This window comes from Candidatus Enterococcus courvalinii, assembly GCF_017315945.1.
In the GTDB taxonomy this organism is placed as follows: domain Bacteria; phylum Bacillota; class Bacilli; order Lactobacillales; family Enterococcaceae; genus Enterococcus_B; species Enterococcus_B courvalinii.
The window spans coordinates 39,293-59,994 of sequence record NZ_JAFLWI010000007.1 but is presented as its reverse complement, the minus strand read 5'-3'; the positions used below and the strand labels follow the sequence as shown (position 1 = coordinate 59,994).

The 20,702-nt window shown below is 35.5% G+C and carries 19 protein-coding genes, 1 riboswitch and 2 other annotated features; of the genes, 3 read left to right on the top strand and 16 right to left on the bottom strand.

Going from position 1 to position 20,702, the window contains the following annotated elements:
* Window positions 1-10 precede the first annotated feature (10 nt).
* The 6 genes from JZO71_RS06090 to mgtA all read right to left on the bottom strand — a co-directional run bounded on the left by JZO71_RS06090 (window position 11) and on the right by mgtA (window position 8,351).
* Window positions 11-853, bottom strand: coding sequence for a MetQ/NlpA family ABC transporter substrate-binding protein (locus JZO71_RS06090; RefSeq protein WP_075491877.1), 843 nt, complete (start codon window positions 851-853; stop codon window positions 11-13).
* A 15-nt stretch (window positions 854-868) separates the two neighbouring features.
* Window positions 869-1,549 (bottom strand): methionine ABC transporter permease, encoded by a 681-nt coding sequence (locus JZO71_RS06085; protein WP_206898660.1) that lies wholly within the window; start codon window positions 1,547-1,549, stop codon window positions 869-871.
* Between the two features lies 1 nt (window position 1,550).
* The gene (locus tag JZO71_RS06080; protein ID WP_206898659.1) at window positions 1,551-2,624 is read right to left on the bottom strand and encodes a methionine ABC transporter ATP-binding protein; all 1,074 of its coding nucleotides are present in this window, start codon (window positions 2,622-2,624) and stop codon (window positions 1,551-1,553) included.
* A 63-nt stretch (window positions 2,625-2,687) separates the two neighbouring features.
* Window positions 2,688-2,926, bottom strand: a binding site (T-box leader).
* Window positions 2,927-2,961: 35 nt separating this feature from the next.
* Window positions 2,962-3,200 (bottom strand) — a binding site (T-box leader).
* A gap of 71 nt (window positions 3,201-3,271) precedes the next feature.
* Complete coding sequence (locus JZO71_RS06075) at window positions 3,272-3,949, bottom strand: HAD family hydrolase (protein ID WP_206898658.1); 678 nt, start codon at window positions 3,947-3,949, stop codon at window positions 3,272-3,274.
* 237 nt (window positions 3,950-4,186) lie between these two features.
* Window positions 4,187-5,488 (bottom strand): glycoside hydrolase family 73 protein, encoded by a 1,302-nt coding sequence (locus tag JZO71_RS06070; protein ID WP_206898657.1) that lies wholly within the window; start codon window positions 5,486-5,488, stop codon window positions 4,187-4,189.
* A 214-nt stretch (window positions 5,489-5,702) separates the two neighbouring features.
* A complete protein-coding gene (mgtA, locus tag JZO71_RS06065; RefSeq protein WP_206898656.1) occupies window positions 5,703-8,351 on the bottom strand; it encodes a magnesium-translocating P-type ATPase in 2,649 nt (882 codons plus the stop codon).
* Window positions 8,352-8,725: 374 nt separating this feature from the next.
* Window positions 8,726-8,902, bottom strand: a riboswitch (M-box (ykoK) riboswitch).
* Window positions 8,903-9,101: 199 nt separating this feature from the next.
* Between mgtA and ndk the strand changes: the two genes are divergently transcribed.
* Window positions 9,102-9,557: a nucleoside-diphosphate kinase gene (gene ndk, locus JZO71_RS06060; RefSeq protein ID WP_206898655.1), complete on the top strand. Its 456-nt coding sequence runs from the start codon at window positions 9,102-9,104 to the stop codon at window positions 9,555-9,557.
* A gap of 466 nt (window positions 9,558-10,023) precedes the next feature.
* Here the strand turns inward: ndk and JZO71_RS06055 are convergent, their stop codons facing one another.
* The 6 genes from JZO71_RS06055 to JZO71_RS06030 form a co-directional block, all read right to left on the bottom strand.
* Window positions 10,024-10,893, bottom strand: a complete 870-nt coding sequence (locus JZO71_RS06055; protein ID WP_206898654.1) for a helix-turn-helix domain-containing protein — start codon at window positions 10,891-10,893, stop codon at window positions 10,024-10,026.
* A 192-nt stretch (window positions 10,894-11,085) separates the two neighbouring features.
* Entirely contained in the window at window positions 11,086-13,164 is a 2,079-nt protein-coding gene (locus tag JZO71_RS06050) for a sulfatase-like hydrolase/transferase (RefSeq protein ID WP_206898653.1), read from the bottom strand.
* Between the two features lie 96 nt (window positions 13,165-13,260).
* The gene (locus tag JZO71_RS06045) at window positions 13,261-13,668 is read right to left on the bottom strand and encodes a GNAT family N-acetyltransferase (RefSeq protein WP_206898652.1); all 408 of its coding nucleotides are present in this window, start codon (window positions 13,666-13,668) and stop codon (window positions 13,261-13,263) included.
* Between the two features lie 61 nt (window positions 13,669-13,729).
* Window positions 13,730-14,311 carry a hypothetical protein gene (locus JZO71_RS06040; protein ID WP_206898651.1) on the bottom strand — a complete coding sequence of 194 codons (582 nt, stop codon included), beginning with the start codon at window positions 14,309-14,311 and terminating at the stop codon, window positions 13,730-13,732.
* Window positions 14,312-14,576: 265 nt separating this feature from the next.
* Entirely contained in the window at window positions 14,577-15,974 is a 1,398-nt protein-coding gene (locus tag JZO71_RS06035) for a glycoside hydrolase family 1 protein (protein ID WP_206898650.1), read from the bottom strand.
* A gap of 17 nt (window positions 15,975-15,991) precedes the next feature.
* Window positions 15,992-16,972 (bottom strand): LacI family DNA-binding transcriptional regulator, encoded by a 981-nt coding sequence (locus JZO71_RS06030; protein WP_206898649.1) that lies wholly within the window; start codon window positions 16,970-16,972, stop codon window positions 15,992-15,994.
* Window positions 16,973-17,173: 201 nt separating this feature from the next.
* On the opposite strand from JZO71_RS06030, the gene JZO71_RS06025 reads away from it, so the two are divergent.
* Together JZO71_RS06025 and JZO71_RS06020 are read left to right on the top strand one after the other, a co-directional pair.
* Window positions 17,174-17,596 carry a hypothetical protein gene (locus JZO71_RS06025; RefSeq protein WP_206898648.1) on the top strand — a complete coding sequence of 141 codons (423 nt, stop codon included), beginning with the start codon at window positions 17,174-17,176 and terminating at the stop codon, window positions 17,594-17,596.
* A gap of 174 nt (window positions 17,597-17,770) precedes the next feature.
* On the top strand, window positions 17,771-17,950 hold the full coding sequence (locus tag JZO71_RS06020) for a hypothetical protein (protein ID WP_206898718.1): 180 nt from the start codon (window positions 17,771-17,773) through the stop codon (window positions 17,948-17,950).
* Between the two features lie 43 nt (window positions 17,951-17,993).
* On the opposite strand, the gene JZO71_RS06015 is transcribed toward JZO71_RS06020, so the two are convergent.
* The 4 genes from JZO71_RS06015 to JZO71_RS06000 all read right to left on the bottom strand — a co-directional run bounded on the left by JZO71_RS06015 (window position 17,994) and on the right by JZO71_RS06000 (window position 20,699).
* Window positions 17,994-18,695, bottom strand: a complete 702-nt coding sequence (locus JZO71_RS06015; RefSeq protein ID WP_206898647.1) for a deoxynucleoside kinase — start codon at window positions 18,693-18,695, stop codon at window positions 17,994-17,996.
* 15 nt (window positions 18,696-18,710) lie between these two features.
* Window positions 18,711-19,151, bottom strand: coding sequence for a nucleoside 2-deoxyribosyltransferase (locus tag JZO71_RS06010; protein WP_206898646.1), 441 nt, complete (start codon window positions 19,149-19,151; stop codon window positions 18,711-18,713).
* A complete protein-coding gene (locus tag JZO71_RS06005) occupies window positions 19,151-19,726 on the bottom strand; it encodes an LOG family protein (RefSeq protein WP_206898645.1) in 576 nt (191 codons plus the stop codon). Before JZO71_RS06005 ends, JZO71_RS06010 begins: the two co-directional genes overlap by 1 nt.
* Before the next feature lie 466 nt (window positions 19,727-20,192).
* Window positions 20,193-20,699 carry a D-lyxose/D-mannose family sugar isomerase gene (locus JZO71_RS06000; RefSeq protein WP_206898644.1) on the bottom strand — a complete coding sequence of 169 codons (507 nt, stop codon included), beginning with the start codon at window positions 20,697-20,699 and terminating at the stop codon, window positions 20,193-20,195.
* Between the last annotated feature and the right edge of the window lie 3 nt (window positions 20,700-20,702).

The window sequence follows — 20,702 nt, the reverse complement described above, 5'->3', positions numbered from 1 at the left end:
TTTGGCTGATTTATTTACGTCCAAATGTTTCCCATGCAGGAACACTTGAACCTTTTGATGTTTTTTCGATTACTTTAGCTGTATCTTCTGTCTGGTACGCATCGACAATTTTTTGATATGTTTTATTTTTTTCATCTTCTTTTCTTGCAACAATGATATTGACATAAGGACGGGCATTTTCATCAACAGGTTCTAAGAAAATAGCATCACTCGTTGGATTAAATCCTGCATCGACTGCGACACCACTATTGATGACAGAAATATCTACATCAGATAATGCACGTGCTGTTTGTGAAGCATCTAGTTCAGAAATCACTAGATTTTTTTTGTTTTCAGTAATATCAGAAACAGTTGGTGCTGGTCCTTTTGAGTCATCTACTTTGATTAAACCAGCCGTTTGTAATAACAATAATGCACGACCACCGTTGGTCACATCATTGGGAATAGCAACCTTTGCGCCATCTTTCAATTCTGTTATTTTTTTGAGTGAATTTGAGTAAATACCTAATGGTGCATTGACTGTATTTCCAATCGAAACTAAATCTGTTCCATGCTCTTCATTATAGTTATCTAAAAAGAATTGATGTTGAAAAGCATTCAGATCGACTGATCCATCTGCTAATGCTGCATTTGGTTGGTTATAGTCGGTAAACTTAACATATTCCAAATTGATATTTTCTTTTTTCAAGCGATCTTTCACGTCATCCCAAACATCGGTGTCTTCGCCAATCACACCTAGCTTAACTGTTGTTTCCTTTGATTTATCAGTGGTTTCAGCTGATCCTTTACTACACCCTGCTAACCAAACCACGGCAATAAGTGCAACTGCTACTAAACGAATAATTTTTTTCATCTCTTTTTCCTCCAATTAATGACTAATTTTTTTAATAACTTGATTACTAATAAATTGACTTAAAAATACCAAAAGCAAAATCAATAAGGTCGCAACAATCGTGACATCTGTTTGGAATCGATTATACCCTCGAGAAATGGCTAAATTGCCTAGTCCTCCGGCACCAACCGCACCTGCCATCGTGGTCAATCCAATAACATTGATAATCGTCAAAGCAGATACTCTGACAATTCCTGGTAAACCTTCTAATAAATAAACACGCACGATGATTCCAAACGGGCTCGTTCCCATTGACTCCGCAGCCTCGATTACCCCAGAATCAACCTCTAACAAAGCATTTTCAATTTGCCTAGCAAAAAATGGTACAACACCAACGATTAGTGGAACCAATGCTGCTTTCGCACCAATTGTCGTTCCAACTAAAAAGCGAGTCGTAAGTGCTAAAAGAGACAATAAAATAATAAACGGAATCGAACGAATAACGTTGATCGCTTTATCTAAAATTTCATAAAATAACCGATGTGCTAATAACCCATTTGGTCGAGTCACAACTAGGATCACACCTAGCGTGATCCCAATAATTCCAGAAATTAATGCCGTCCAAAATGACATATACAGTGTCTGCTTTGTTGCTTCAATAAATTCATCAGGAATCGCAGAAGCATTTGGTAAGTATGTTTCTAGGAATTTGGTCATGCTATCTTCCTCCCTCAATCACTTTTATTTGTTCACTGCGTTCACTTTTCTTTAATACTTGAACTGTCACACCTTGTTCAAATAAAAAATCTAAAGCTTTTTGTCGTTGATTTAATTCACCCGCTAAAGTCACAATCAAACTTCCTAGCGGGACATCTTGAAGCAGTTCAACATTTCCGTAAAGAATATTAGTCGTTACTTGATACTTACTGTAAAGTTGTGCAATCAATGGCTCATTGGTTTGCTCTCCCACGTAAGACAATTCCACTAGCCATTTGTCATTTGTTTGCTCAGCAAAATCAGGGTATGCAGTAATTGTTTCCAATGCCTGATCGATATGTGTTGCTGTTCGGATAAAGTCTTTTGTTAAAGCTTGTTTTGGACGGCTAAAAATCTGAATGCTGCTTCCTTGTTCAATGATTTTCCCTTCTTCCATCACTGCTACTTTGTTACAAACTTCTTTGACTACTTGCATTTCATGAGTAATCAACACAATGGTCAAGCCTAATTTTTGATTTAGTTGTTTCAATAAAGCTAAAATTTGAAGCGTCGTTTTCGGATCCAAAGCACTAGTTGCCTCATCACATAATAAAATTTCAGGGTCATTGGCTAACGCTCTAGCAATTGCCACACGTTGTTTTTGACCGCCTGACAATTGATTTGGATACGCGTTTGCTTTATCCGAAAGACCGACCAACTCCAATAATTCGGTCACTTTTTGTTGACGTTCCTGTTTAGATTTTCCTGTGTATTTCAACGAAAAATCAACGTTATCAAAAATTGTCCGACTATTCATCAAATTAAAGTGTTGAAAAATCATCCCGATCTTTCTTCTTTTTTCACGTAATTTTTTTGGTGAGAGCTTGGTTAGTTCCACATTGTTGATCCAAACTTCACCATTACTTGGTGGCTGAAGCAAATTGATTACCCGAACTAACGTACTTTTTCCGGCTCCTGAATAGCCAACAATACCAAAAACATCGCCCTCATCAATCGTTAGATTAACGGAATCTACTGCATGGATCTCTTGCCCCTTTTGTTGAAAGGTGACAGATATATTTCGTAAATCAATCATTCTTTCTCCTCCCTTATCGATACTAAAAAAAAGCATCCTCAAGCAAACGACTAGTGTCGCTTGCTTGAGGACGCCTTTTTGCGTGTTACCACCTCATGTTCGAACTGCATTCACACACAGTTCCTCTTCAAGTACAAACATACTCTAGCGTGCTATCGGACGCAGCCGTCACCGCCTTACAAATTGCTCGGGGTGAATCGCTCAATAGCCATTTTCCAAAAGTTTAATCTTGCTTCTTCTCAGCATGCCGAAGCTCTCTGTTAAAGATTTTACAAATGTACTTACCATTTCATCGCGAAAAATATATAAAAAAAGTCCTTTTACTAGCAAATGCTAGTAAAAGGACGACGTATCGTGTTACCACCTTTATTCGGAAGTTTCCTTCCCTCAGCCCAACGTCTCATCTGTAATGAGAGATTGGTGTTCGTTTTAACGGTCGAACGAATCCGAATTTGCCTACTTGTCGACAAATTTTTCTCCAAGGCCATTTTCAACTTTTCTTATACTGAACTCTTTTCACCAGCCAGAGTCTCTCTACGCAGTCTCCAAGTTTACTTTCCTTTTCATCGAAAAAAATTATTTGGTTGTTGACGACTAATTTACAGGATGAACAAATGAAAGTCAAGCATAAATTTCATTCTTTTTTTTCAAGAATTTCCTGCTGTTTTTTTATCCACAAAATCAATAACAACTTTCAAATCTGTTCCTTGTTCAATAATTTGCAAGTTTTCTTTGTCTTTTTCCGAATAATTTCGCTCAAAACTTGAATCGGGTATCAGAAACACACCCATGCCTGCACGCGAGGCTGAAGTGGCGCCCACTAATGAATCTTCAACTGCAAAAGCTTCATCTGCTGCTAATCCAGTTCGTTCCAATGCGGTTAAATAAGGTACTGGTGAAGGCTTGTTTTCTGATACTTCATCTCCAAAAGTAAAGGTATCAAAATAATCCATTAGTTCAAATTGATTTAAAATAGCTGTCGCTCTTTTAGTAACAGTCGTCGTTGCTAAACCAAGTTTAAAGTTCTGTTCTTTTAAATAACTCAATACTTCTTTGGCATATGGCTTAAGCTGGATTTCTCCAGTCGTTAGTTTTTCATAAAAAAATTCTTCTCTTTTTTCTCGTACTTCTTGCACTTTTTCTGGGCTACCAGCTAATTGAACTAAGATATCAAAACTTTGTTTCCAGTTTTTTCCACCCCAAGCATTAACGATTTCTCGTGGAATCTCGATCCCAAATTGTGCAAATCCCCAAACCCAACCGTCACGATAAGCTCTCTCACTATCAACCAATAATCCATCTAAATCAAATATTGCGCCTTTCATTTCCCCACGTTTCCTTTCAAAAAAACAATATCCTTAGTTTAGCATGATTCATTGAGAAAATCATAGCATGCGTGTAAGTTTCACGAAAATTATTCTATTTTTTTCATTCCAAATCAAAAAAAGACAGAGCACTTCCGCACTCTGTCTCTAAGCAATCATTTTTTACTATTTTAATTTATCCAAGACTTACAAAGCAACTTCTTTATTCATGAAGTCCTCTGCTTGATTACCTAATCATTAATTGCCGTAAAATCCGATTCCTTCGTAGCGCCAACCTAATTTCACTAAGTAATCTCTTTCTTTCGTGCTCATTGTGTAATGATGCGTTCCTGTTTTTTCATTTGGATTGAACAGACGCAAGATAGCTTTTGAACCACCAGAATAAAAACTTAGTCCTTCATAACGCCAGCCTAGTTTCTTCAAGAAATTGATTTCTGATTGAGCTGCCGTATAGTGATGATCACCACTGTATGGATTGTACATACGATAAACTTTTGTACCACTATTTGGTGCCAACCAAGCTACGCCTTCATATTTCCAGCCAAATTTTGGCAAATTATTTTTTTCACCCTCGTTTAATGAATACAAATGTTCACCGGTATTTGGATTATATAAGCGATACATTGGTGAGGTAGTAACTTGTGTTTGGCTTTCATCATACTGCGTTAAATTGTATGTTTCAATCACGTTGTTCAAAGTTGAAGCATAATTTGGTGCTGTCGCGTAACGTCCCGTTAACCAAGCAGTCGCATCTTTGTAAGATTTTGTATTGCTTTTCCACGCACCAGAATAATAATAAGTTCCTGCTTGGAAAGAAGTTGTTTTTAAAATATGAACATTATCTTCTAAAGATTGTTTGTAGGATGGATATTTTCTAAACGCAGCATTTACTGTAATCCATTGACCATTCACATACTCCGCTGTTGGGAAGGTAACAGATTGCCCGTTATAGCTACCTTTGATTCCAAATAAATTATAATTTGGTGCAGAAGCTAATTGACTCTTTCCCCAACCACTTTCCACAATCGCTTGCGCAATCATGACAGAAGCATACAAATCATTTTGGCTTGCTAGCGTTCTTGCAGAGGGTGCCACGCTATCAATGAATTGCTGTTGTGTAGTTGATGATGAACGCGCGAAGCGTGAAGCAATAGAAACTTCAAATTGCGAAAGATCTGTTTGAGTTGTGTGAACAAGTACCTCTCCATCATCCAACTGATTTTCCACCGTTTCCGTAGCTTCTGGCGTATCAGTAGATGGTTCTTCTGATTCGGGTGTTGCTTCTTCCACTGTTGATTCTACTATTTCACTTGATCCCACAGTAGTTGATTCAGCAGTGTCTGTAATAGGGCTTGTTTGAGTTGTGGCTGTGCTGTCTTGTGTTTCAGTTGTAGCAATCGCATCCCCATATGTGCTAATTGTTGATTGAACGACTGTTTCATCATTCACTCCAGTTTCATCTGCAAAACTCACAGGAGTAGCAGTTGAAACGATTCCGCCTAGTACCATCACACTAAGTAAAAAAATCGTTTTTTTCATTTTTTCTCCTTTTTCCCGCGTATTTTTATTTGATGTATGTATCACCTAACTTTTATTTTAACAAAAAAACATACTCGTCTTAAGGAAATTTTAAAAATGATACATTCCAGTAACGTTTTGTAACTTGATTGAAATTAAAAAAAGCACAAGCGGATGCAGAAATTTTTCTTGAGAAAAAATGTTCCACATGCTTGTGCTTTTCTTAATTTTTGAATTACAACAATTCGCCAAATTTATGGATATAATATTTCTTAACTACTGTAACCAGTGTTAAGTAAGCTAAAACAGTTACGATTAACCAAATCCAATAACTACCTGGTAATGGCATCAAACCTAATTCTGCGCCAAAACTTATGAATGGTAAAACTGAACCAACGACAATCCCTAACGTAGTGATTGCTGTCATAGCAAAAGTTGCGTTGCTTTGGATAAATGGTAATTTTGGTGTACGTAACGCATGCAGCACTAAAGTTTGTGTCCAAAGTGATTCCACAAACCAACCTGCATGGAACAAGGCGATGAATGCTACTTGTTGTGTGCCATTCAGCGTATGGAAATCTCCCCCAACAACCGCTGGACAAATAACAAAATACATCAATAAATACGTTGTGATATCAAAGACAGAACTTGTTGGACCAAAATACACCATGAACTTACCAATACTTGAAGCTTCCCATTTTTTAGGTTTTACTAAATATTCAGGATCCATTTTATCCCATGGTAATGAAATACAAGAAACATCATAAATCAAATTCAAGAATAAAATTTGTAAAGGCAACATTGGTAAGAATGGCAAAAAGGTGCTAGCAATCAAAACAGAAAACATATTCCCAAAGTTTGAGCTAGCCGTCGCTTTGATATATTTCATAATATTACCAAATGTTTCGCGACCAGCTAAAAGTCCACGTTCTAAAATCATCAAATCTTTTTCTAATAAGATGACATCTGCTGATTCTTTTGCAATATCAACAGCTGTATCAACTGAAATACCAATATCCGCTACTTTCATCGCAGGAGCATCATTAATACCATCTCCCAAGAACCCAACTGTGTGTCCATTATTTCTAAGCGCTGTTGTTAAGCGTGCTTTTTGTTGTGGGTTTAGTTTTACGAAAACATCATTGTCATCAACAACTTGTGAAAGTTGGTGATCATCCATAGAAGCAATTTTTTCACCGGTGATTAGCTCATCGATTTCTAATCCGACTTGACGACAAACAGAGCGCGTTACTAACTCGTTGTCTCCAGTCAACACTTTTACAGCCACTCCGTGATCCTTCAATGCTTGCAGTGCTTGTTTCGTTGTTTCTTTTGGTGGGTCAAGGAACGCTAAGTAACCAATCAACACCATCTCTGATTCATCTTTGACCGAGAATTCTCCGACTACACTAGGATTTGTTTTTTGTGCCACACCAATTACACGTAATCCGTCTTCATTAAGAGCTGTTACCTTTTCCAAAACATCCTGTTTTCTTTCCTTCGTTAAAGGCGTAACTTCTCCTTCTAAATCGATAAATTTAGAAATACTCAACATTTCTTCAATCGCGCCTTTGGTAATCATCTGTGTCTTGCCTGTCATATCTTCTACAACAACACTCATTCGACGACGTTCAAAATCGAATGGAATTTCATCTATTTTTCTGTAACGAGTGTTGGTTGTATCAAGTGTTTCTTCCGCTTCATCAATAATCGCAACATCAAGCAAATTTTTCAAACCTGTTTGATAATAACTATTTAAATATGCATGACGCAATACTCGGTCGTCTTCAGCACCCTCACAATTCATATGGTATTCTAAGATAATTTTATCTTGAGTTAATGTTCCTGTTTTATCCGTACATAAAACATCAATTGCGCCAAAGTTTTGAATTGCACTCAAGTTTTTGATAACTGTTCCTTTTTTTGCCATCACACTAGCGCCTTTAACCAAGTTGGTTGTCACGATCATTGGCAACATTTCTGGCGTTAGACCAACTGCAACAGATAATCCAAATAAGAACGCTTCTAGCCAATCCCCTTTAGTCAATCCATTGATGACAATCACGGTTGGTGCCATCAACGCCATGAACTTGATCAATAGCATTGATGTTTTGTGGATGCCCAATTCAAAATTTGATTTGATTGGTTTTTCAGATAACGTTTGTGCTACATGGCCAAACAAAGTTTGGTTTCCCACGGCTACGATAATTCCTGTAGCACTTCCACTAATTACGTTACTTCCCATAAACGCTAGATTTTCATAACTTGTTTCACTTTTACTTCCGTCCATTGCAACTAAAGCATTCTTTTCAACAGGATAACTTTCACCTGTCAAAGCTGCTTGTGAAATAAATAAATCTTTTGCAGAGAGTAATCGCATGTCTGCAGGAATCATATCACCCGCAGATAATCGAACTAAGTCACCACAAACGATTTCTTCCATTGGAATCTCTTGGTATTTACCTTGTCGCTTTACAGCGGCTGTCACTTTTACTAATGATTTTAATTTCTCAGCTGCTTGATTTGAACGAACTGACTGGATCAAGGTCATTGTACCACTCACAATTACCATACTAAAAATAATAATTACACCGAATAGATCCTTCTCACCTGGAGCTGGTAATAAATATTCTGTAATAAACGAAATAATCCCTAAAGCAATCAGTACTAAAGTAAATGGTGTAACATAAGCTTTCAATACTTCAATTAAAAAAGGTGTTTTCTTTCCATATGAAATCGTGTTATCTCCATAGCTTTCTTTCGATTGTTCAATTTGTTCTGTGCTCATTCCTTTTTCACTGCTATGGAATAAGTCAAATAATGCGCGTTCACTTTTTTGTGCAAAACTTGCATATAATTTTTGTGTATCTTTCTTTTTTTCCATTGTTATTCTCTCCCTTGTATCAGAAAAACAGACAGGTATTGTACTATTTTTCCTATTTTTCGGGTCAAGAGAGAAGCATTTTTACATAAGTGGGCTGAAAACAGATAGATAATAGTTTCAGCAAACTTTTACTTTTCTCTTGTCCCCTCGGTTTCGGTAAACTGTCATCCATTTGTTCTCATCTCCCTTACGCTCTCATAAATCTGTTCTTTTTCTTTACAAAAATCTGCTCGTACCTGCCACATCAATGTCCCAACAAAAATCAGCTCCCTTACTTTTTGGATTACTAACATTTAAGCTGTTAGGTTGGCAACAAAAAAACCTTTCGCCAAAAACTCAGCGAAAGGTTGAAATAAGCACAGCAAAAAGAAGCTATTTCGATCTCATCGTTGAGTTTTGACACTATACAACGTAAAAAGCAAATACCTCTGCCTTTAGCTACCTTATGAAAAGCCTTAGATCGACAATTCCTGTTCTACCCATTGGCGTCTCTCGACATTTTTGGGCAGTAGCCTGTGTTTGTATAGGAGCCTCACCTAACAAATCTTATTTAGTTTTCCAGTGGTTACTGTAACAACGATTGACAGAAATGTCAAATTTATTTTCAATTTTTTTCTTCTTTCGCAAATAAAGTGCATTTATTTTCTCGGATTATTTAACAAAAAACAATATTTTTTCGAATTTCATTTGTCATAAAAGTTTTTCATTACTATAATGAAACTATAGTAATGGACAAAAGGAGTGATTATTATGGAACACACGCTTGTGATTATCAAGCCAGATGGTGTCCGTCGACATCTAATTGGTCGTATTATTCAACGGTTCGAAGAAAAAGGGCTAACAATCGTTGACATGAAACTAGCAACAATGACTCCCGAGCTTGCAAAAGAACACTATCAACACTTAGCTGGTCGTAGTTTTTTCCAAGAATTGATTGACTACATGATCTCTGGTCCTGTCGTTTATCTTGTACTAGAGGGCGATGATGTCATTGATATTGTCCGAAAAATGGTTGGCGCTACGAAGGCTGTGGATGCAATGCCTGGAACAATTCGCGGAGATTTTGCACTTCCCGGAACGGCAAACATCATTCATGCTTCGGATTCTCGTGATGCTTCAAAAAATGAGATTGCTCGATTCTTCCCACCAACACATTATCAATATGAACAGGAAGCTATGCTAGAAAGTAGCAGTTTTCCATCTTAAAATACACTACCAAAAGCTAGGATATTCTATTCCTAGCTTTTTTTGTCCTAACTAGCTACCGACTATCGCAATTCGACTATCTGCTTCTTTCAAAGAAAATCTGTCAAAATAATCTATTAAGTAACTTTTTCATAAATCTTTGTCATCCTCTTCAGGTTACCCAAACATTCTTTCCACTAGTAAGTTACCTCACTTCAAAAGGTAACTCTTTGCGCCACAGCCATATCCAAGGTGTTCCCAAAGCAGCTTCTTTAGCAATAAGTCCTCTTTTCATAAAAACATGGAAAGCTATTTTTAGAAGAGCGTCCTTATTACTTGAAGCTAAGCGCTTTGCACCACAACATTTATCCAAGGCGTTCCCTAAAAAACTCCTCCCAAACAAACCTAAATTATTCAAAAATATGAGAAGTAATTTCTGGAATTATATTCTTAATTATTGAACGAGACACGCCTTACACGTCCTTTTTTAGGGTAAAAGTACGCGAAATTGTTCTTCCAACTGCTTGCGCTGCTGTCTGCCCAAACTATATTCCATAACAGAAAACAGTTGATCACACTCGTCCTCGTCAATCAACTCGCCCAATCCAACAAGAATCATCTGCTTTTGATAATTCATCATTAATGTTTCATAAATAATTAAATTCTTAGCTTTTGCTGCAAGGCTCCTCGCTAAATCATCATTGACATTCCGTGCTTTTTTAAATCGTTTTTTCTTAATATAATGATTCGTTAAGTTTAATAAAAATAAATCCATATATTGATCAGGATTATTTGTCAAAGAGAAATTTCGCAATCTTTTTTTGATTTTCACGTAGTTGTTTTCGATGAAGGACTCGCTAAATAAAAAAGGTAGCTCAGCTAGGATTGTCATTTCAAACTGACTGTATTCTTGTATTCGCATAAAATAGTCTTCAATTTTTTTACATTCATAACGCAAAAATTCAAATTGTAATTCTTTTTGCATTTGGCTATCAGTTTTTAAAAACATGTGGATATTCAACACTAAGTAATATAAATCACCCGTTTGCTTGAATCGTTTTCGATTGTTTCCCACTTCCTTATATGGATCAAAATTTTCTTCTTGTACCTTACTTAATAAACGTCTCGCTCTTCTACTTTTCTTTGGTTCTTCCAATCGGTGGCGCAAAACTTCGTACTCTGCTAAAGACACATTTAAGCGAGCTAAGATTTCTTGTAAGGTCGTAAATGCAATTTTCCTTACTGTTCCCTTTTCCAGTCCTACTAATGATGTTTTCGAACAAATCCCCTCTGCCAACTCGGCTTGAGTTAATTTTTTACTGATTCGTAGGCTTCTGATCAATCTACCGTCATGCATTGCTGTGTTCCTCCTTAAATTATTGTACTGCCAGTAGGAAATGGCTACCAAATTTATCATTTTTTCTGATACGTGTAATAAAAGAATTACTGGGTTCACTATTTACATACGTAAAAAAGGAAAAAAATATTAAAACATAAAAAAAACTTCTGAAAAACAAAAATTTGTTTTTCAGAAGTTCAAACTGGCTATTTAATTCACAGTAGAGTCTATAATTTTAGGATATAGATTTTTAGTTGTTCTATTCCCATTTTTGGAATAGACACTAGTTGACTCTTTTCCTTTTTGCTGTTCAATTGTTTCATTTTTTTCTGCTTCTTTTTGATAATCGATTTTTTGTGGATCAATCGTCGTAAATCCATCTGGTACATAAAAACGTAATAAGTTTTCTTGATTCAATTTATCTGACAAACTTAACGCTTTTTTCACTTTGTCTTGATCTCTCGTGATTTCTTTTTGAATACCCAGAGCCTCAGTATCTAGAATCTCTCCTGATTTATTATCATATGTTTTATTCCCCAAAACAGTGTAATTTGGAGTAACAAAATTACCATTTCTAAAGGCAACGACCTGATCATGTTTAGCAGACAATAAATCTGTCCCAAAATGAACATAATTTTTATCGTCGATACCAACTAAATGAAGTAATGTTGGTAAAACATCAATCTCTCCACCATATGTGTGATTAACTTTTCCGTTTGTATACCCCGGAATATGAATCATCAATGGTACACGTTGCATTTGAGCATCATCGAATTCATTCCAAGTATTCGCATCTTTACCCAGTGCTGTCGCTAGATCTTTGTTATCAGAATTTGAAATTCCAAAATGATCGCCATAAATAACAAACATTGAATTTTGATAAATACCCGAAGCTTTCAAATAAGTGAAAAATTGTTCTAATGATTGATCAAGATAATGAGCTGTTCGTACATAATTATCTACTGTACTGTTACCAGTATTTAATCCTGGAAAATCAAAGTTCTTATCATCAGTATAATAAGGCGTGTGATTTGTTACAGATAAAAATTTTGTATAAAATGGCTGTTGCAAATGTTCAAGATAGCCGACCGACTCGTTGAATAAATTTTTGTCTAAAATACCATAGCCCAAAGTTTCATCCGTATCTTCAAAGTAAGAACGGTCAAAGAAATTGTCATAACCTAAATTTTTGTACACATGATCTCGATTCCAAAAACTAGCCACATTTCCGTGGAACACAGCACTTGTGTAGCCTTGGTTTTGCTTTAAAATAGCTGGCGCTGCTTGAAAAACATTATCAGAACCTAGTTCAGTAAATAATGATCCTTGTGGTAGACCAAATGTGCCAGTTTCTAGCATATTTTCCGCATCACTTGTTTTTCCTTGTCCCACTTCATGAAAGAAATTATCAAAACTAATAGTTGCTTGATTGTCAAAAATACTATTAAGAAAAGGTGTCACTTCTTGTCCATCAACCTTCATATTGATCAAAAATTGTTGAAAGCTTTCCAAATGGAGCACAATAATATTTTTTCCTTTTGCTATTCCAAACATACTTGTATCAGGTTCCGCATAATGGCCTTTCGTGTAATCTAAGACCTCAGTGATTCCGTTACTACTTGCATGCGCACGAACACTGCTTGTCATTCCTGTTTTGATTCCATCGTAAATCGTGTACGCGTCAATACCTAGATACTTAACAATATAAGAACGATCGAAGGTTCTCTGTAATAATTGCGGACGATTCGCTTCACTCAACGCTAAGTTTCCAGAAAAAATAAATGCAGCAAGACAGCTTATTGCAATTGCCATTGGTTTCTTCACTGGTTGACTTTTAATGGGTACATTTTTGACAATTACCCAAATTAGCAAACTAAGAAAGATCAGGATATCCAACCAATACAAAATATCGTGAGGTTTCATTAAAGAAAAGGAACTTCCTGACAGTCCTTGTGATACTTTTGAAAAACCTAGAACTGATTTAACTGTAATGAAATCAGTAAATTCTCGATAAAAAATAATATTGCAATATAACAGAGCTGTATTCAAAACATCTAAAAGCAATAGTAAAAATAGCGCTGGTTTTGCTTTTTTCACATACAAAGATACCCCAAATAATAACAACGTTGTTGCAATTGGATTAATCCATAAGATAAACGTTTGGACAATTCCCTCAACACCTAAAGAAAAATCAACATAATAGGCTAAAAGAGTTTTTAACCAAAAAAACACACCTGCCAAAATAACAATAAACAAACGATTTTGACACCACTTTTTGATTGGGGTCACGACCATCACTTCTCTCTATTCACTTTTTTCGTACATTTTGAACTTAAAAAATGAGAATAAGCTAAAAGACGATTTTTTTTAATAAATTTTTATATTTTAAGATAGGTTGACAAAAGCGACTGTGTCGCCTTTATCTGCCGAAGTAAACCCGCACTTTTCATAAAAATGACGTATAGCTGGCGCCTCTTCTGTTAGTAAGACTTTTTGGCGAACTGTTTGATATTCCAATAAAATTTGTTGCATCAATTCAAAACCAATCCCTTGATTTTGAACTTCTTTTTTGACGAGGATATCTTGGATATAAATAATCGTTAACCCATCACCAATGACCCGAATCAAACCAACTAGTTCGTTCTTTTTCCACGCAGTAATAACAGACAAGGAATGTTGAACGGCTTGTTGCAGTTGCTCAATATCTTTCGTATACGCTGTCCAGCCAACGTCTTCATACAACTCAAACAACTGTTGCTGTGTTAACTCTTTAGTTTTCAGATATGAAATCACTTTATCCCTCTTTTCTAAAAAAAGTTGCGACAGCTGTCACAACTTTTTTCGCTATTTTTGATTACTGGCTCGTCCCAGAAAGATGATTACTTGTAGATGTACTTTCAGACGAATTTGTTGATACTGGTGTATTTGTTGAGTCAATTGTTTTTGGATGACTTGAATCACTGGTTTTTGTTGGCGTGTTTGTCTTTTTCCATTCTGCTAAACGACTGGCTACTACTTTTTTATCTACCTTGTCAGAATATCCTTCTATCACTTTTCCATTTTTTAATCGGGCTAGTGGATCTCCCGAATTTGATAATAGTAACACTGTGAGTCGTTTATCTTTAAACTGATATTGTCTCAAGGAAATTGCGCTTAAAACATCATCGATATTTGTAAACTGGTTTTCTTCTTTTCCTTTTGGTAAATAAATCATTAATTCGCCTTGATCATAGTCGGCTTCAAATTTATAGTCTTCCCACCAATAGGTTGAGAATTCTTTTCTAAATTTATCTACTGATTCTTTACTCGCAACGATTTTTTCCGTTTTTGTATGAACGATTTCTGTTGTCATTCGTCCAGAAATCGTTACAGATAAAGTAAGTAAAAGGAAAAAACCAATTAACCAAAAGAGAAGAACGGGACGTTTCTTTCTCATACCTTCTTCCACTCCTATTTGAATTTACCTGTTCTATTATATACAAAAAATGAAATCTAAAGGTAAAAAAGCTGTAAAAAAATAATAAATAACTAGTTATTTTTTTAAATAAGCAAACTGTCATTGAAAAGACAACTTGACTATAAAATTTCATTGTAATCAATAACACTTCTCCTAGTAAAAAAACTGTGGTTAAATCTTTACGTGATTTAACCACAGTTTTTATTTTATTTTTGAGAATTTGAATAAATTTCACTTATATTTCTTACGCATCAAATCCATTTTGGTCAGAAACTTGTTTGAACCAATGGCCCGATTTTTTAATCGTACGCTCGCCATCCTTAGCTAAATTAACTGAAATAAAACCATAACGATTTTTGTAAGCATTCGTCCAAGACCAGTTATCCATACATGTCCACATATGATACCCTAAACAATTGGCTCCTTCTTGGATTGCTTGATGCACATACTTCAAGTGATCGGTTACAAATTCAATTCGATAGTCATCATGGATCATCCCATCTTCTTGAATGAATCTTGCTTCATCTTCAACACCCATGCCATTTTCAGAAATGAAGCAGTCTATGTTTCCGTAATTGTCACGAACATTAATTAAGATATCATAGATTCCTTTTTCATAGATTTCCCATCCACGATAAGGATTCATTTTTCTACCAGGCATTTCATAGTTATCAAAGAAATCTTCTGGCATTGGCGAAAGCGCTTCATCAATTGGTGTTTCTTTTGCTTTGATTCGACGTGGTTGATAATAATTGATTCCTAAAATATCAACTGTATTTTCTTTGATGATTTCTTTGTCACCTTCTTTGACTTCAGGTAACAAATCTAATTCTTTTAATACATCCATCAGTTCTTGTGGAAACTCGCCCTTAACAGCTGGATCAAGGAATGAGCGATTAAAGAATGCATCAGCTAATTTTGCTGCCTTGACGTCTTCCGGATTATTCTCATCACGTGGATAACTAGGTGTTAGATTCAAAATGATCCCGATTTTCCCAGGTAAAGCTAACGAATGATACGCTTTGATTGCAAGCGCAGAGGATAAAGCTTCGTGGTAACCAACTTGCACAGCATGTTCCATGTTTGCTTCTTCAGGGTAGTGCCAACGATACAAGTAGCCGGCTTCAACAGGAACGATTGGTTCATTGTGAGTAAACCATTTCTTGACTTTTTGTCCAAATAACTCAAAACAAATCGTTGCATACCGTTCATAAGCCTCAACTGTTTCACGATTTAACCAGCCACCTTTTTCTTGAAGGTACATCGGCATATCGAAGTGATACAGATTTACAAATGGTTCGATCCCGTTTGCAATTAACTCATCAAAGTAACTATTATAAAAATCAACTGCTTTTTGGTTTACTTCACCAGATTCATCTGGTAACAAACGACTCCATTGAATCGATGTGCGGAAAGAATTGTGTCCTGTTTTCTTCATTAATTGCACATCTTCTTTGTACTTGGTATAAACTTGTGATGTTGTACCTGGCCCTACTTCATCAAAAAATTTTTCTGGCTCTTTTGCATACCAATAATCAAAAATATTATCACCTTTACCATCGTTTGCTACGCGTCCTTCTGTTTGTGGGCCACTTGCTGCTGAACCCCACCAGAAATTTTCAGGAAATTGATAGTTTGTCATTTGCTCGTCCTCTTTTTTTAATTATTTTTGTTCATTCCATAAATTTTATTTTCTAAAAGAATCGTTTTACCACTTATGTGCTGGTGTTCCATTCTTTCAATTAAACGCTTCCCACATAATTCGCCGATCGTCGCAGCAGGTTGTTGAATGATCATTCGTTCTGGTAAGACTGTTTGCAGCTCATCTAAATAGTCGTAGTGTGCAAAACAAATTTCTTGGTCAATTTGTTGATCACTTTTGTTAAAATATTCAAGTGCTCCAATAGACATATTATAGTTACAAACAAATAAGGCTGTTATGTTTTTGGTTAGTAATTCTTTTGCACCATCAAAACCACTCAATCGTGAGTAATCGCCCGTGTAAATGTTAATAGTTATTTCTTTTTCGTTATATTTTTTAGCTTCTAATGCTCCAGCTAATCGCTCTCTAGCCACATATTCTGTTTGTGGTGCTGCGATAATACCAATTGACTGATGGCCCATCACGATCATTTGTTCAATTGTTTCGCGTACACTTTTGCGATCATTGACCAAAATCGAATCCACATTTTCCAACTGATTAGGCGTGTTTAATGAAATAATTGGAATCGTTAGCTTTGCTAATTTTTCCATTCCCGGCCAAGTTTCGTCTGCTTCAAAAAGAATCAGTCCATCAATAGCATGCGAAAGCAGATAGTCGATTTTTTGTGAAACTAATTGCGCTTCACCATTGAAACAACTTAAAAACAAACTGTAACCATTGGCTTCCATCAAGGCTTCAATACTTGCTACGATATCCGCACTTAGTCGACTTGATAAATTATTCATTAACAATCCGACTGAAAAACTTCGATTATTTTTTAACCCCTTAGCAATAATATTCTCTTTGTAATTCAATTGATCGATTGCTGCAGCGATTTTTTCCATATTGGCTACTTTTAGCGTCTGACCATTGAGGTAACGTGAGACACTACCTGTAGAGACACCTGCTAATTTGGCTACTTCACGAATTGAACTCACCTTGTTCACCTCTTTTTGTAGTGAAGTATATTTATTTGTTCTACCGATTTTTGAACCGGTTCAAAAATAATATAACAAACACTTTCCTAAGTTGCAACTACTTTTTAAGCGTTTTCCTTAAAAACATTTTTACAATCCTTAGTTTCCTGTTTTTCATTCAAATGGTATAATTTCTTTATCCTATTAGACGGAGGCAGTATTTTGAAGAAACTATTGGCTATATTTACTCTAGGACTGGTACTTTTTACCTTAACTGGCTGTAATATGCTGGGTGGATCAAACCAATCAACGAACGAAACCACCGAATCTTCTACGCTTAAAGCAGAAAAAACTGATATTTCAAATAGTGTTTATTCTTTGAAAGTGCGTAAAAACATGAATTTAGTTAGTGGAAAAATCACGTTTACCGAGGATAAAATGGAATGGTTACGCACCTACAATGAAGACAGTACAACTTCTTCTGAGTCCAGCGAAAACATTATACTAACATCCATTCAGATTGACACAAAAGGTGACACTTACACAATTACTGGGATGGCAGACAAAAAAGAAGTTTCCATTGTCTTTACTAAAATTGGTAACTATCAGATAAAAGATGAAGATGGGAACGTTTATAGCATTTAAACAATGATGATCCAGCATATGATTTGCAATGACAATCCATAATTCGTCATTGCTTTTTTTATAAAAAAAATAAAAAACTATAACACGTTAAATTATCTTAATTTTTCTCCCTATTTTCTTTTTTTCTGTTATATTGGGAAAGTTAGATTGGTTACTAAGGAGAAAAAAATGAATATATTTGATAGTCATGACTATTGTACATGCACCAGTAATAAAAATATCCATACAGAATTTAGCGATCAAGGAAGTTTAAGCATTTGTGATAACTGCCATAAACTGATTAAAGACTCGTTCAAATCCTTTGATGCGTACGTTCCAGATAACATTCAAAAAGTGAGCAATAAGCCACATTAATTTAAAAAGAGGCATCGTGAGAAAATCACGATGCCTCTTTTATTTATCCTAATTCTTGTCCTTTTGCTAAATGATTGTCTGTGTAATAACTTCCAGCAGGCGCTTCTTCTAAATCAATCAATTTTTGTTTGATTTGTTCAATGACTTCCTTCGCATGCTCTGGTTTTTCAACAAAATCAAATTGATCCCCATCAATCTGGATCTTAGGACACACATCAAAGTTTTCATACCATTGGTTATAACGTTCATTCAATTGTTGATAATAATTGTATAATGTTTCATCACTTTCTAATTGTTCATAATCACGACCGCGTTTTTTGATTCGACTTAACATCGTGTCCAAAGAAACTTTGATATGAACCATCAGATCAGGACGTTTTTTAGGTGCTACGTCATCTAACTCATTCAACATCGTATCCAATAAATTATCATACTGCTGTACTTCAATATCCGTCACGCGACCAAGATCTGCATTTAGATGAAATAATAAACTATCTTCATAAATTGAACGATCAAGAACATTATCATCATTGATTAACGCGTTTTTCATCGCCAAAAATCGTTTATTCAAAAAGAATATTTGCAATAAAAATGCGTACTGCTCTGGATTAGAATAAAAAAGTGGTAACACCTCGTTATCTTCTACACTTTCATAAAATGGTTTTGAGCGGATTTCAGTTGCAAGCATATCTGTTAAACTACTTTTTCCTGCACCAATTGTTCCTGAAATTAAAATCACTGACATACAACCCTTCCTTTTCTATAAATACTCACCAATATATGCTTGTTTCGGCATTTTTTCAAAATCATATTGCTGAATTTCTTCGTCATTTTTTAAATAAGCATGAAGACTTTCCGTAACCATCAAATTCACTGGTACTGTTTCTTCTTGAAAAATAATTATTGGTTTGTTTAACATTGTCGCAACACCTAGCTCATAAGCCGTACCAGGATCAATCGTTTGATGCTCGAAATCTAAAATAGCCACTACGATTTGCGCATCGGTTACTTCTGTCATATCTCGTTGATACACTTCTTGTGCCCATCCTGCACTAAACATTTCATAATTGCTTTCTTGATGATGTCGTGGCGAATAAAAGGTTGAAACAGTGATATTTTTTTCTAGTGCTTGCTCGATTCGTTGAATGCGTTCAACTTGTTCCTCTGAAAAAAATGGTCCTGCTAAATAAATCTGGCTCATTAATAAATCTCCTTCACTAAAGGACGGTTCTCGTGATGCGCCCCTCTTAATAAATCAACTAACTTTAATGGGTTATTTGAAAAAACGACTTGATCCAGCCATTTTTCTTCCATAAATCCTTCTTTGGCAAAATTCTTCAATAGCTGCTCTAATCCTGTATAATACCCACCAATATCCAAAATACCGATTGGTTTTTCTGGTACTAATCCGATAGCGATCCACGAAAGAAGTTGAGAAAATTCTTCTAGTGTGCCCAATCCTCCTGGAAACACCAAAACAGCGTCACCCTCACTAAACAATAACTCTTTTCGCTCATCGATTGTTTCTGTTGAAATGAATGTCGTTACTTCTTCGGCTGGCGTTTCTGCTTCGAATAAACCAGTTGGATAGATTCCAGTAACTTTCCCATCATTTTCGAGCACAGTTTGGCTAATAATTCCCATGATTCCGGCATTCGAACCACCATAAACCAGCTCTATTTCTTCTTGTGCCATATATCTTCCTAACGTTTGGGCAATAAATTTATAACTTTCTTTTTCGCCAAAACGGGAACCACAAAAAACAGTCAGTTTCAAAAAAACACTTCCTCGCTTTAAAATCTATCTTCATTCTACTCGTGTTTTTTTAAAATAAAAGACTAGATTTTGTGCATTTTTAGTGGTATACAACAAAAAACATACTATATATAGTGATTTATCCATAAAATTTTTATTTTATCTTTTTCATGAAAAAGATAAAAAAATAACATTTTTTCTGACAACTGAAATGACTTTCTTTCCCATTCGCTTATTTATTATCTTGTGTGAAAGAATAACACGTTTTTTTCAAACACAGGTTGTTTCATCTCTTCAACTTGATTAACCTATTTTCAAATTTTTCTCTAAAATTTTTTTTATTTGTTATGTTTCACTAAACAAATATGTTTCGCAAAACGCAAAAAAGAGGCCAGAAAAAATTCTAACCTCTTCCATCTTTTTTTGACAAAAGGAACTAACTATTTTTTATTCTTCAAGTAGTCTGGTTTTCTGTTTTTCCCTTTTACTACCGTTGAATCAGCGGATTAGTGAAAATATCACTCGCATCATCACTACTAGAAGAAAATTCCGTTACTACAGCCCCAGTCTCACCTGCTTGAAACCAATGTTTGATATTGGGCTCAATCGTATACTGATCACCAGGCTGTAAAATAATTTCTTTTCTTACTGTATAAGTTGCTTGACTGTTTTCAGGCAATTTGCATGATAGAACTTCTGGTCCTTCTCCTTCGACATATAAATAGACGATTCCTTTCCGACACCGAAAAGTTTCTCTTTTACCAACATCGTTTTTTCTCGGCGGATGTCGATGCTCTGGACATGTTTGATAAGGTAACAAAGCTAATTCTTTTCCACAATATCGCTCATTATTTTCATATACAAATAAGTTTAGTCCTTCAATTTCGATAGCACCTAATCCAAAGTCAACAAATTCAATTGTTTCTAGCTCTTTATTTGTAAAAACCATTCCAGAATCCAAAAAGAGTTTTTTTACTTTTGTTTGATAGTCCATCAT